At 69.2% G+C, this 12,721-nt stretch carries 13 protein-coding genes; 11 read left to right on the top strand and 2 right to left on the bottom strand.

The features are described 5' to 3' along the window. Positions 1-37: 37 nt before the first annotated feature. The 10 genes from ndk to moeB all read left to right on the top strand — a co-directional run bounded on the left by ndk (position 38) and on the right by moeB (position 10,344). A complete protein-coding gene (gene ndk, locus I4U41_RS00790) occupies positions 38-463 on the top strand; it encodes a nucleoside-diphosphate kinase (protein ID WP_115840500.1) in 426 nt (141 codons plus the stop codon). Positions 464-595: 132 nt separating this feature from the next. Next, positions 596-1,726: a dual-specificity RNA methyltransferase RlmN gene (rlmN, locus tag I4U41_RS00785; protein ID WP_242524949.1), complete on the top strand. Its 1,131-nt coding sequence runs from the start codon at positions 596-598 to the stop codon at positions 1,724-1,726. A gap of 19 nt (positions 1,727-1,745) precedes the next feature. Next, positions 1,746-2,582, top strand: a complete 837-nt coding sequence (pilW, locus tag I4U41_RS00780) for a type IV pilus biogenesis/stability protein PilW (RefSeq protein WP_206858820.1) — start codon at positions 1,746-1,748, stop codon at positions 2,580-2,582. Next, on the top strand, positions 2,579-3,388 hold the full coding sequence (locus tag I4U41_RS00775) for a helix-turn-helix domain-containing protein (protein ID WP_206858816.1): 810 nt from the start codon (positions 2,579-2,581) through the stop codon (positions 3,386-3,388). The genes pilW and I4U41_RS00775 overlap by 4 nt, the downstream gene beginning before the upstream one ends. A 103-nt stretch (positions 3,389-3,491) precedes the next feature. Then, the gene (locus tag I4U41_RS00770; RefSeq protein WP_206858815.1) at positions 3,492-4,124 is read left to right on the top strand and encodes a YfgM family protein; all 633 of its coding nucleotides are present in this window, start codon (positions 3,492-3,494) and stop codon (positions 4,122-4,124) included. Further along, a complete protein-coding gene (gene bamB, locus I4U41_RS00765) occupies positions 4,124-5,323 on the top strand; it encodes an outer membrane protein assembly factor BamB (RefSeq protein WP_206858814.1) in 1,200 nt (399 codons plus the stop codon). The genes I4U41_RS00770 and bamB overlap by 1 nt, the downstream gene beginning before the upstream one ends. Positions 5,324-5,483: 160 nt before the next feature. Then, a complete protein-coding gene (gene der / locus I4U41_RS00760; RefSeq protein WP_206858812.1) occupies positions 5,484-6,884 on the top strand; it encodes a ribosome biogenesis GTPase Der in 1,401 nt (466 codons plus the stop codon). Positions 6,885-7,364: 480 nt separating this feature from the next. Then, a complete protein-coding gene (gene mobA, locus I4U41_RS00755; RefSeq protein ID WP_206858809.1) occupies positions 7,365-7,976 on the top strand; it encodes a molybdenum cofactor guanylyltransferase in 612 nt (203 codons plus the stop codon). Continuing rightward, complete coding sequence (locus I4U41_RS00750; RefSeq protein ID WP_206858808.1) at positions 7,973-9,190, top strand: molybdopterin molybdotransferase MoeA; 1,218 nt, start codon at positions 7,973-7,975, stop codon at positions 9,188-9,190. The genes mobA and I4U41_RS00750 overlap by 4 nt, the downstream gene beginning before the upstream one ends. 17 nt (positions 9,191-9,207) lie before the next feature. Beyond that, positions 9,208-10,344: a molybdopterin-synthase adenylyltransferase MoeB gene (gene moeB / locus I4U41_RS00745; RefSeq protein WP_206858807.1), complete on the top strand. Its 1,137-nt coding sequence runs from the start codon at positions 9,208-9,210 to the stop codon at positions 10,342-10,344. 3 nt (positions 10,345-10,347) lie between these two features. Here moeB and I4U41_RS00740 read toward each other — a convergent pair whose 3' ends face one another. Together I4U41_RS00740 and I4U41_RS00735 are read right to left on the bottom strand one after the other, a co-directional pair. Beyond that, the gene (locus tag I4U41_RS00740) at positions 10,348-11,118 is read right to left on the bottom strand and encodes an alpha/beta hydrolase (RefSeq protein WP_206858806.1); all 771 of its coding nucleotides are present in this window, start codon (positions 11,116-11,118) and stop codon (positions 10,348-10,350) included. 5 nt (positions 11,119-11,123) lie between these two features. Beyond that, positions 11,124-11,435: a DUF1244 domain-containing protein gene (locus tag I4U41_RS00735; protein WP_206858798.1), complete on the bottom strand. Its 312-nt coding sequence runs from the start codon at positions 11,433-11,435 to the stop codon at positions 11,124-11,126. 112 nt (positions 11,436-11,547) lie between these two features. Between I4U41_RS00735 and folD the strand changes: the two genes are divergently transcribed. Beyond that, the gene (folD, locus tag I4U41_RS00730) at positions 11,548-12,453 is read left to right on the top strand and encodes a bifunctional methylenetetrahydrofolate dehydrogenase/methenyltetrahydrofolate cyclohydrolase FolD (protein WP_206858795.1); all 906 of its coding nucleotides are present in this window, start codon (positions 11,548-11,550) and stop codon (positions 12,451-12,453) included. The last annotated feature ends 268 nt before the right edge of the window (positions 12,454-12,721 follow it).

Here is a 12,721-nt window from a genome sequence, read left to right as displayed (position 1 = left end):
CACCACGTTCGGCGGCCCGCCTACCCGGAGAGATTCCATGGCGCTGGAGCGCACCCTTTCGATCATCAAGCCCGACGCCGTCGCCAAGAACGTCATCGGTGAGATCTACACCCGCTTCGAGAAGGCCGGCCTGAAGGTCGTCGCCTCGAAGATGAAGCAGCTGTCGAAGCAGGAAGCCGAGGGCTTCTACGCCGTGCATCGCGAGCGTCCGTTCTTCAACGCGCTGGTCGAGTTCATGATCTCCGGCCCGGTGATGATCCAGGTGCTGGAAGGCGAAGGCGCCGTGCTGAAGAACCGCGACCTGATGGGCGCAACCAACCCGAAGGATGCCGCGCCGGGCACGATCCGCGCCGACTTCGCCGACAGCATCGATGCCAACGCCGTGCACGGTTCGGACAGCCTGGAGAACGCCGCGATCGAAGTCGCGTACTTCTTCCCGGCGACCGACGTGTACGCCCGCTAAGCGACTGAAGATCCGGCCATGACCACGCAACGCGAACGCATCGACATCCAGCTCGCTGGCGACACGCCCGCGACGGACTCGGCTGCGCGCGTGGAAGCAGGCGTGGCCGCGAAGGGCGCGGGCGAGGGGAAGATGAACCTCTTCGACCTCGACCGCGCTTCGCTCGAGCGTTTCTTCGAAGAGACGCTCGGCGAGAAGAAGTTCCGCGCGCACCAGGTGATGAAGTGGATCCATCACCGGTACGTGACCGACTTCGCCGAGATGACCGACCTGGGCAAGGCGCTGCGCGCCAAGCTCGAAGCCAGCGCCGAAGTGCGTGTGCCGCAGGTCGTGTTCGACAAGGCGTCCACCGACGGCACGCACAAGTGGCTGCTCGGCATGGACCCGAAGAACGCCATCGAGACCGTCTACATCCCCGACAAGGGGCGCGGCACGCTGTGCGTGTCGTCGCAGGTGGGCTGCGCGCTCAACTGCCAGTTCTGTTCCACCGCCACCCAGGGCTTCAACCGCAACCTGTCCACCGCCGAGATCATCGGCCAGGTGTGGGTCGCCGCGCGTCACCTGGGCAACGTGCCGCACCAGCAGCGCCGCCTCACCAACGTGGTGATGATGGGCATGGGCGAGCCGCTGGCGAATTTCGACAACGTCGTGCGCGCGATGAGCATCATGCGCGACGACCTCGGCTATGGCCTTGCGAACAAGCGCGTCACGCTGTCGACCGCCGGCATGGTGCCGATGATCGACCGCCTCGCGCTGGAGAGCGACGTCTCGCTCGCCGTGTCGCTGCATGCGCCCAACGACGAGCTGCGCAGCGAGCTGGTGCCGCTCAACAAGAAGTACCCCATCGAACAGCTGATGGACGCCTGCGTGCGCTACGCGCTGCGCAAGCGCGGCACGTCGGTGACGTTCGAGTACACGCTCATGAAGGGCGTGAACGACCAGCCGCAGCACGCACGCCAGCTGCTGCGCCTGATGCGCCAGTTCGACAACGCCGTGCAGATGAAGGACGCGGCGAAGGTCAACCTCATCCCGTTCAATCCGTTCCCGGGCACGCGCTTCGAGCGTCCGGACGACGCGGCCATCCGCGCGTTCCAGAAGCTGCTCAACGAAGCGGGCATGATCGCCCCGGTGCGGCGGACGCGCGGCGACGACATCGACGCCGCCTGCGGCCAGCTCAAGGGGCAGGTCATGGACCGCACCCGACGCCAGGCGGAATTCAACAAACGATTGCAGGCGCAAGGTCTCGGGAACGAGGCTGCGTAATGTCAGGAGCCCGCTAGCCATGGACGTCCGCGGTCGCCCGCTGAGCCTCACGATCACGACCGTCCTGGCGGTCGCGGTGCTGGCGACCAGCGCGTGCAGCCGCATGACCTTCGTCCGGCAGGACTTCAAGCGCCAGGACTTCGAGCGGACCACGCCCGAGGTCAACGTCAGCGGCAACGCGCGCAACAAGGACGCGATCGCCGCCAGCCGCACGCTCGAAGTGGCCCAGCTCCGCCTGATGAGCGGCGATTACGCCGCGGCCGAGACGGAAGCCCGGAAGGCGCTCCGGATCGATCCGAACTCCGTCGACGCCGAAACCGTGCTGGCCGTGGCCGCCGCGCGCCGCGGCGACTCGGCCGAAGCCGGCCGCCATTACCTTCGCGCCGCCGAACTCGGCCCGGACAACGGCGCCGTGCAGAACAACTACGGCGTCTGGCTGTGCAGGGAAGGGAAGACGGCCGAGTCGCTGGCATGGTTCGACCGCGCCTTGCAGGACCCCCGTTATGCGACGCCGGCCGTGGCGCTGGCCAACTCCGGCAGCTGCGCCGCGCGCGCCGGCCAGGACGACCGCGCCCGCCGCGATCTGCGCCGCGCGATCCAGTTGGACCCAGGCAACGCCACCGCACTGGGCGCCCTGGCGGAGCTTGAGTTCCGTCAAGGAAACGCCTTCGAAGCGCGCGCATTCTCCGAGCGCCGCCTCTCGGCAGCACCACCCGACCCCGAGGCGTTGCAGCTTGCGTCACAAATCGAAGAGAAACTCGGCGACACGGCAGCCGCCGCAAGATACGTTCAGCGAATGAGGGCGGAGTTCCCGCAGACGCGGGGCTCCGGCATGGGGGATGACGGAAAGCGATGAACTCGAACAACGTCGCGCCTGAAATGGGCGCCAGCATCGGCGTGCGCCTGAAGCAGGCCCGCGAGGAGGCGGGACTGTCGCAGGAGGACGTCGCCGCCAGCCTGAAGATTCCGGTCAAGGTGATCCGGCAACTCGAATCCGGGGATTCGAGCCAGCTGGGCGCACCGGTCTTCGTACGCGGGCAGCTGCGCAGCTATGCGCGCCTGCTCGGCGTCAAATTCGACGAGGAGCTCGGCCAGGGCGCGCGTCCGATCGCGCCGTCCGAGCTCGTCAGCCACACCCACACGCCGCGCTATCGCCGCGTGTTCGAGCAGGCCACGCGCCGTGCGATCTACATCGTGCTGACCGCGGCCATCGCGGTGCCGATCTGGATGGCTTCCCGTGAGCTCAAGAAGGACGACGCCAAGGTCGAATCGCTCGACGTGGCGAGCGCGCCGGCCGCGCCTGCGAACAATGCCCAACCGGCCGCGCCGGCGCCGGTGCATCGCACGCCGCTGGTCGCCTCGATGGCGACGTTGCCGACGCCCGCGCCCGCGGCGACGCAACCCGCGCTGGCGCTCAACTTCATCGGCAACAGCTGGGTGGAAGTGCGCGGCGCCGATGGCCGCGTGATCGAAAGCGGCGAGCTTGGCACCGGCCAGCAACGCACCTACGCCGCAGGCGAGGTTTCGCGCGTGGTGCTGGGAAATTCTTCCGCCGTGGAAGTCCGCCACGCGGGCAGGACGGTCGATCTGGCGCCGTTCAGCCGCGCGAACGTGGCGCGCTTTACGCTATCCTCTGACGGTTCCCTCACGCCGGGCGATTGACCGGCGGATTGGGAAATCCTCACTGCACCGGCCCGCCATGCGGGCCGATGCTCCTATTGGATTCCCGCCACCGCGGCGGGCCACAGAGTACGGCAGCCACCAGATGGCGATTGACGACCTTCTCGACGAACACGAACAAAGCGAACGCGTCCTCCAGTGGCTGCGCAACAACGGCGCGGGCCTGATCGGCGGCATCGCCCTGGGCCTGGCGGCCATCGGCGGCTGGAAGTGGTGGGACCAGCGCCACGAACAGCAGCGCATGGACATGGCCACGCAGTACCAGCAGGCCATCGACGCCATCGACGCGAAGGACGCCTCGGCGCAAGCCAAGGTCAAGGCACTGGCCGAAGGTTCCAGCTACCGCGCGCTGGCCGCGCTCGAACTCGCCCGCTCGCAGGTCGATGCGAAGCAGAACGACGCGGCGCTCGCGACGTTGCAGGGCATCAGGACCGAAGACCCGGCGGTCGCGCAGATCGTCGAGCAGCGCATCGCGCGCCTGCTCATCGAGAAGAAGCAGGCCGATGCCGCGCTGAAGCTGGTGGCCGACGCCGACACGGCGTCGGGCATCGAAGTGCGCGGCGACGCGCACCTGGCGCTCGGCCAGAAGGAGCAGGCACGCACCGCGTACGCCGAAGCGATGGCGAAACTCGACGTGGCCTCGCCGCATCGCCGCCTGCTCGAACTCAAGCTCACCGAAGTCGGCGGCGCGCCCGCCAAGCCCGAGGCCAAGTCCTGATGAAGCACCGCTCCATGCTGCTGCGTACCTCCGTCGTGCTGCTGTGCGCGGCCTCGCTCGCCGGCTGCTCGACTATCAAGGGCTGGTTCGGCGGCGACAAGAAGAAGGACGACGGCAAGCCGAACGAACCGGCCGAGCTGACCGACATCACCCCGTCGGTGACGGTCCAGAAGATCTGGTCGGCCAACGCCGGCAAGGGCGAAGACCGCATCGGCGTGGGCCAGGGCCCGGCCGTGGCCGACGGTCGCGTGTTCGCGGCGGCCATCGAAGGCGGCGTGCACGCCTTCGACCTGCAGACCGGCAAGCAGATCTGGGAATACCGCCCCGACAAGAAGGCCAACCTGCGCCTGTCCGGAGGCCCCGGCGTGGGCGAGGGCCTGGTCGTGATCGGCGGCCTGGACGGCGAAGTCATCGCGCTCGACGCCAGCACCGGCGAAGAGAAGTGGCAGGCCCGCGTGCCCAACGAGGTCATCGCGGCCCCGGCCATCGGCATGAACACCGTGTTCGTGCGTTCCAATGACGGCCGCGTCACCGCCTTCGACGCCGCCAGCGGCGAGCGCCGCTGGTTCTGGGTGCAGGAAGTCCCGATGCTGTCGGTGCGCGGCAACGACGGTCCGGTGCTCGGCCCGGGCTTCGTCTTCATCGGCAACGACGACGGCACCGTCTCCGCACTGGCGGCGGCCGATGGTCGCCCGATGTGGGAGCAGCCGGTCGCGCAGGCCGAAGGCCGCACCGAACTGGATCGCATGGCCGACGTCGACGGCACGCCGGTGCTGGACGGCACCACGCTGTTCGCCACCAGCTTCAAGAAGCAGACGCTGGCCATCGACGCGCCCAGCGGCCGCCCCATGTGGTCGTCCGAGCACGGCGGCGCGGGCCGCATCGGCCTGGCGCCCGACCGCCTGGTCGTGACCGATCCGAGCGGCGCCGTCTTCGGCCTCGACAAGAACAGCGGCGCGGCCATGTGGCAGCAGCCGGCGCTGGCCCGGCGCAACGTGACGGGCGCGGCGGTGCAGGGCGATTTCGCCGTGGTCGCCGATTTCGACGGCTACGTGCACTGGCTCAAGCTCGACAACGGCGAGTTCGCCGCGCGCGAGCGCGTCGGCGGCAAGGCCGTGAAGGCGGCCCCGGTAGTCGCCGACGGCATCGCGATCGTGCAGAACGTCAACGGCGAGCTCACCGCGTTCCGCCTGCAGTAAGGCGCGAGCCCGCGGTTCGGACTTCGGAGACGACCGGCCCCGTGCCGGTCGTTTCCTTTTTTCCGCCCGGCCCGTCATCATGGCGCCCTCGGATTCGGTGCGGCCCGCGCGGCCCGCACTGTGCAAATCCCGGCTCCCCAATCCAATCCCGGCCCTGACCATGCTTCCGCTCGTCGCCCTCGTTGGTCGCCCCAACGTCGGAAAATCCACGCTGTTCAATGCGCTGACGCGCACCCGCGACGCCCTGGTCCACGACCAGCCCGGCGTCACGCGCGATCGCAACTACGGCGTGGCGCGACCGGAGGGGAAGCGCCCGTTCGCCATCGTCGACACCGGCGGCATCGCCGGCGAGGACGAGGGGCTGGCCGGCGCCACCGCCCGGCAGGCGCGCTCGGCGGCCGAGGAGGCCGACCTGGTGCTGTTCGTGGTCGACGGCCGCGAAGGCGCCTCGGCGCTGGACGACGAGATCCTCGCCTGGCTGCGCAAGTCCGCGCGCCCGGCGATGCTGGTGGTGAACAAGACCGACGGTCTCGACGCGCAGGCCGCGATCAACGAATTCGCCCGCTACGGCATCAACGACGTCATCGCCGTGTCCTCGGCGCACCGCCAGGGCATCGACGAACTGATCGACCGCGTGCTCAAGCGCGTGCCGGAAGAGGGCGCGGCCACGGAGCTCGACACCGATCCCTCGCGCATCCGCGTGGCCTTCATCGGTCGCCCCAACGTGGGCAAGTCGACGCTGGTGAATCGCCTGCTCGGCGAGGAGCGCATGATCGCGTCCGAAGTACCGGGCACGACGCGCGACTCGGTTTCCATCGACATGGAGCGCGACGGTCGCCTGTACCGCCTGATCGACACCGCCGGCCTGCGCCGCAAGGCGCGCGTGGAGGAAGCGGTGGAGAAGTTCTCCATCGTCAAGACGCTGCAGGCGATCGAGCAGTGCCAGGTCGCGGTGGTGATGCTCGACGCCAGCGAAGGCATCACCGACCAGGACGCCACCGTGCTGGGCCACGCACTCGATGCGGGCCGCGCGCTGGTCGTCGCCGTCAACAAGTGGGACGGCCTGACCGACTACCAGCGCCAGCAGGCCGAGGCGCTGCTCACGCGCAAGCTGGGCTTCGTCGACTGGGCCGAAGCGGTGCGCATCAGCGCGAAGCACGGTTCGGGGCTGCGTGAACTGTTCCGGGCGATTCATCGCGCGCACGCGTCGGCCACGCACGAGTTCAGCACCAGCGAAGTGAACAAGGCGCTGGAAGTCGCCTACGAAACCAACCCGCCGCCGACGGTGCGCGGTCACGTCGCCAAGCTGCGTTACGCGCATCCGGCAGCGAACAATCCGCCGACCTTCGTCGTGCACGGCACGCGCCTGCGCACGCTGAGCGACACCTACAAGCGCTATCTGGAGAACTTCTTCCGAAAGCGCTTCAAGCTGGTCGGCACGCCGGTGCGTTTCGTGTTCAAGGAAGGCGCGAACCCGTACGAAGGCAAGAAGAACGTGCTCACCGATCGCCAGGTCGCGCGCAAGCGCCGGATGCTGCGGCACGTCAAGAAGGGGAAGTGACGCGATCCCGCTTTCGCGCACGGCGCGAAGGTTTTTGTGATGGCGTATCCCGGCGAAGTGAGTCATCCGGGGAAGTGATTGCGTCGTCCCAGCGAAGTGGTCGGGCGTCATCCGACGAAGGCCGGGATCCAGGCTCGTATCGGACGGGCACTCCCGTGCGGCAAACCACTTCACCGTCCTTCCAGCGAATGCTGGAATTCATTTGCTACCCGCTGGAGCGGCGAAAGCAGCAGCGCAGCACGGCACCGGTCGTTCAGCGCCATCGCTTCGTTGCCCCTCACCCCAACCCCTCTCCCATGGGAGAGGGGCTGACCGTCATTCCAGCGCAAGCCGGAACCCATCCTGCTTTTTCGCTTGACGGCCTGGATCGCGGCCTTCGCCGGGATGGCGAGGTTGACGCGGTGCGGGGCAGTTCAGTGGACAGCCCCCAATCCCTCACGGATCAAGTCGCCGCCGCGTCCACGCCGTAAAATCCCGCACATGGCGCTCCGGTCCTCTGACATCACCCTCGGCATCCTCGCGGGCGGACGCGCGAGCCGGCTGGGCGGTGTCGACAAGGCATGGCTCACGCGCGATGGGGTGCCGCAGGTCGAACGCTGGCGCCGCCGCTTTGCCGCCGAAACCGCGACGATCCTGGTCAGCGCGAATCGCCATGCCGAGCGTTACGAGGCCATCGGCCTGCGTGCGATCGCCGATCGCGCGGGCCCCGATCTCGGCCCGCTTGCCGCGCTCGACGCACTCGCCGATGCCTGCGCGACGCGGTGGCTGCTGACGCTTCCGGTGGATCTGGTCGGCGTCAGCGACTGCCTGGTCCAGAGCCTATGCGCCGCAGCCGGCGAGCACGGCGCGCATGCCGTGGACGACGACGGCCCGCAGCCGCTCGTCGCGTTGTGGCCCGTCGCACCGCTGCGCAGCGCGGCGGTGCAGGCGATCGAAGCCCGCGACCTCGCCATCCATTCGCTGCAACGCCGCCTTCGCATGACCGCCGTTCGACTGGACGGCGTACGCTTCGGCAACCTCAACACGCCGGAGGATCTCGCCGCCGCCGGCGCGATGCCCGGCGAATCCGACGGACGCGATCGACCCGAATGAGCGACTTCCCCACGCAACTGGCTTTCGACGCCGCCGTCGCCATCGTCCGCGACATCGCGGCGAAACACCGGCTCGATACGGAAAGCCTGCCGCTCGGGCGCACGCACGGCCGCATCCTCGCCGCCGATGTGCGTGCGCCGATCGCACTGCCGCCGTTCGACAACAGTGCGATGGACGGGTTCGCGCTGCGCCATGCCGACCTGCGCGAAGGCGAGACCACGCTGCGCCTCGCCGGCGAGCAGTTCGCGGGCCGCGCGCTCGACCTGACGGTGGGCGAGGGCGAATGCGTTCGCATCACCACCGGCGCGCCGATGCCGGCGGGCGCCGACACCGTCGTGATCAAGGAGAACACGCGGGCCGAAGGCGACCGCATCGTGGTCCTCAAGTCCCCGGACGCCGGTGCGAACCTGCGCCACGCCGGCGAGGACGTGCAGCCCGGCGACGTCGTGCTGCATGCGGGCCAGCGCCTGACGCCGGCGCGCGTGTCGCTGGCCGCGTCGCTGGGCGTGCCGTCGCTGTCGGTGTTCCGCAGGCCGACGGTGGCGGTGTTCAGCAGCGGCGACGAACTGGTGGAACCGGGCATGCCGCTGTCGCCGGGCGAGATCCACGACAGCAACCGCGAATTGCTGATGGGCCTGCTGCGCGCCGAGGGCCTCGAACCGACCGCGTGGCCGCGCCTGCCCGACGACCCGAAGCAGGTCGAGATCGCACTGCGCGACGCGGGCTGCGCGTTCGACCTGATCGTCACCTGCGGCGCCGTGTCGGCCGGCGAGAAGGACCACATTCCGGCCGTCGTGCGGCAGTTCGGCCAGGTGCATTTCTGGAAGGTGCGGATGAAGCCGGGCATGCCGGTGCTGTTCGGCAGCCTCGACCAGGCGCGCGTGTTGGCGCTGCCGGGAAATCCCGTATCGGTGTTCGCGACCTTCCTCGGCTTGGGCCGGCCGCTGATCGACGCCCTGCAGGGGCGCACCGAGCCACGCACCGTGGAGCGCGCGCAGCTCGTCTCGCCGCTGGAAAAGACCCACCCGCGCCGCGAATTCCTGCGCGCCACCGTGTTCTGCGACGACCACGGCGTGCTGCGCGCCGATCCGAATCCCGCCGCCGGCTCGCACCGGCTGCGCGCGGTCGGCGAGTCGAACGCGCTGATCGTCGTGCCGGATGGACCGCAGCGTTTGGCCGCCGGCACCGTGGTCGAGGTCCTGCGCTACGCGTAAGGCGCGATAATCGGCCCATGAACACCGCGGCAAGGATCGAACTCATCGCCCCCGCCGACGCCCTGCGCCGCCAGCGCGAAGGCGCCGTCATCGTGGACGTGCGCGAGTCGCACGAACGCGCCACCGGTTTCGCCGAAGGGGCGCTGGGCATCGCACGCGGGGAACTGGAAGCCGATCCGCGGGCCGCGTTGCCCGATCGCGGCGCGGACGTATTGCTGATCTGCCAGTCCGGTGCGCGTTCGATGAAGGCGGCGCAGGCGCTGCACGCGGCCGGGTATTCGCGCGTCGCGTCGGTGGAAGGCGGCACCACGCGCTGGATCGCCGAAGGGTTGCCGATCACCCGCGACGAACGCGACTTCGATTTCTACGACCGCTACTCGCGCCACCTGCGCCTGCCGGAAGTCGGCGAGGCGGGGCAGCGCAGGCTCCAGGACGCCCGCATCGCGATGGTCGGCGCGGGCGGACTCGGTTCGCCGGCCGCGTTCTATCTCGCGGCGGCGGGCATCGGCACGATCGTGCTGGCGGACGACGACATCGTCGATCGCAGCAACCTGCAGCGGCAGATCCTGCACACCGAAGACCGCATCGGCGTGCCGAAGGTCGAATCGGCGCGCATCGCCCTGTCGGCGCTGAATCCGACGGTGGCGATCGAAACCTTCCAGGAGCGGATCACGGCGGCGAACGTCGAACGGCTCATCGAAGGCGCCGACGTCGTGATCGACGGCGCCGACAATTTCCCGGTGCGTTACCTGCTCAACGATGCCTGCGTGAAACTGGGCAAGCCGCTGGTGTACGGCGCGGTGCATCGCTTCGAAGGGCAGGTGAGCGTGTTCGATGCCGGGCGCCATCGCGGCCACGCGCCGTGCTATCGCTGCCTGTTCCCCGAGCCGCCGCCGCCGGAAGCCGCGCCGAACTGCGCCGAAGCCGGCGTGCTCGGCGTGCTGCCCGGCGTGATCGGCATGCTGCAGGCGACCGAGGCGATCAAGCTGATCCTCGGCATCGGCGAACCGCTCGCCGGGCGGCTGCTGCATTTCGATGCGATGGGCATGCGCTTCCGCGAGACGCGGCTGCCGGCCGATCCGGACTGCCCGGTGTGCGCGGCGGAACGCGAATTCCCGGGCTACATCGACTACGTGAAGTTCTGCGCGGCGTAGTCTTCAGCGCAGGAAGTCGGCCAGCGCCCGCTCGAACACCGGATCGCCGCTGATCGTGTTGTGCCCGGCCTGCGGCAGGTCCACCACCTTCGGTGGCTTGCCGAACGCGGCGATCAGGCGGTTGGTGTTCGCCGGCGGCACCACCTGGTCGAGCGCGGCGCGCACGATCATCACCTCGCCTTCGTAGCCGCGCAGACGGTCGATGGAATCGAACCGGTCGCGCAGGATCCACCGTACCGGGAACATCGGGTAGTGCGCCTGCGCCACGGCCGTCAGGCTGTCGAACGGCGCGATGAGCACCAGTTGCGAAACCGCCCGCTGGCTGGCCACGTAACTGGCCACGCCGCTGCCCAGGCTGGAGCCGATCACCGCGATGGGTTCATCCGGATGGCGCGCGCGCACGTCGTCGAACAGCGCCAGCGCATCGCCGAGCAGCATCGTCTCGGTGGGCTGGCCGCCGCTGGTGCCGTAGCCGCGATACGAAACCAGGTAGACCGCGCGATCGGGCAGCAGGCGGTCGAGCATTTCCCGCCGGTTGTGGACGCTTTCGGCATTGCCGCCGAAGTAGATCACGGGCCGGCCTGCCTGCGCATGCAGCACCCAGCCATGCAGCTGCACGTCGCCGCGCGCCAGGGTGAAATCGGTCTGCGGCACGTCGATGCGCGTGCCTTCGGGCAGATAGATCAGGTCGCGCTGCTTGGAGAACAGCCACGCGACCAGCCCGGCGTAGCCGAGCACCGGCAGCGCCGCCCAGCCCAGCAACTGGCGGCGCATCGCGCTCATCCTGCGTGCCGGCGTTGCGCCGCCTCGAACGCCGCCAGCTGTTCCGGCGTCGCCTCGCGCTGGTGCTGCGCCTTCCACTGCGCGAAGGGCATGCCGTAGATGGCTTCGCGCGCCTCGTCCTTGGTCATCGTGATGCCGCGCTGCTCGGCGGCCTCCCGGTACCAGTCGGCCAGGCAGTTGCGGCAGAAGCCGGCGTTGATCATCAGGTCGATGTTCTGCACGTCCGGGCGCTCCTGCAGCAGGTGCTGGAGCAGGCGCCGGAACGCGGCGGCCTCGATCTGGGTGGTTTCGAAATCGGTGTCGGTCATGTGCGGTGTCGGGCGGTCCGGAGTGGGGGAGGCGGGGGCCAGGCACGGCGGGCCGGCCTTCCGGGATGGCTTGAGCGATAATCCTCGGCCCGAATGTACTCCAGCCCACGGCATGACCGTCTCCACGACCCACGCACCGGCCCGCATCCTCGATGGCAAGCGCATCGCCGAAGACCTGCTCGACACGCTCAAGAGCCGCGTCGATGCGCGCGTCGCATCGGGCAAATCGCGCCCGGGGCTGGCGGTGGTGCTGGTCGGCAACGATCCGGCGTCCAGCGTCTACGTGAAGAACAAACGGCGTGCGGCGCAGAAAGTGGGCATCCGCGCGATCGACTACGACCTGCCGGCCGACACCGGCAACGATGAGCTGCTCGCGCTGATCGACGCGCTCAATGCCGATCCGGACGTGCACGGCATCCTGGTCCAGCTGCCGCTGCCGGATCGCCGCGACGCGACGGAGCTGATCCACCGCATCGACCCGCGCAAGGACGTGGACGGCTTCCATCCGGAGAATGTCGGCCACCTCGCGCTGCGCCAGTTCGGCCTGCGCCCGTGCACGCCGCGCGGCATCACCACGCTGCTGGCCTATACCGACCGCCCGGTGCGCGGGCAGAGCGCGACGATCGTCGGCGTCTCCAACCACGTCGGCCGCCCGATGGCGCTGGAACTGCTGATCGCCGGCTGCACGGTCACCAGCTGCCACAAGTTCACGCCGCCCGAGGTCCTCGAAGCCTCGGTCCGCAACGCCGACATCCTCGTGGTGGCGGTCGGCCGCCCGGGGCTGATCCCCGGTGAATGGGTGAAGCCGGGCGCGGTCGTGATCGACGTGGGCATCAACCGCCTCGACGACGGCCGCCTGGTGGGCGACGTCGGCTTCGACGCGGCCGCCCAGCGCGCCAGCTGGATCACGCCGGTCCCGGGCGGCGTAGGCCCGATGACGGTCGCCACGCTGATGCAGAACACGCTGGAAGCGGCAGAGGCCGCGGATTCGGGGCAGGGGTGGCACGCGGTTAAGTAGTCGCGGGCTCGCCAGCGGTGTTCCCATGAGGCAAACGGTTCCGCTGCCGCTTCGTTGCCCCTCACCCCAACCCCTCTCCGGTAGGGAGAGGGGCTCAAAAAGCGAGGCAGCAGTGGCGAACGAAGCCGGGCTTTGCCCCAGCCCCTAAGTTAGGGGCGGTCGCGGCGAAGCCGCGAGGGGCGGGTGTGGCGCTAGCCTCGGACGTGATTTGCGAAGCAAATCGCGTCAAGCGCGACCGGCAGCCTCAGTAGAACGACTTGTCCCGGCG

The sequence above is a fragment of the Lysobacter changpingensis genome (genome assembly GCF_017308985.1).
GTDB classification, from domain to species: Bacteria; Pseudomonadota; Gammaproteobacteria; order Xanthomonadales; family Xanthomonadaceae; genus Lysobacter_J; species Lysobacter_J changpingensis.
This window is presented reverse-complemented; position numbering and strand designations above follow the sequence as displayed.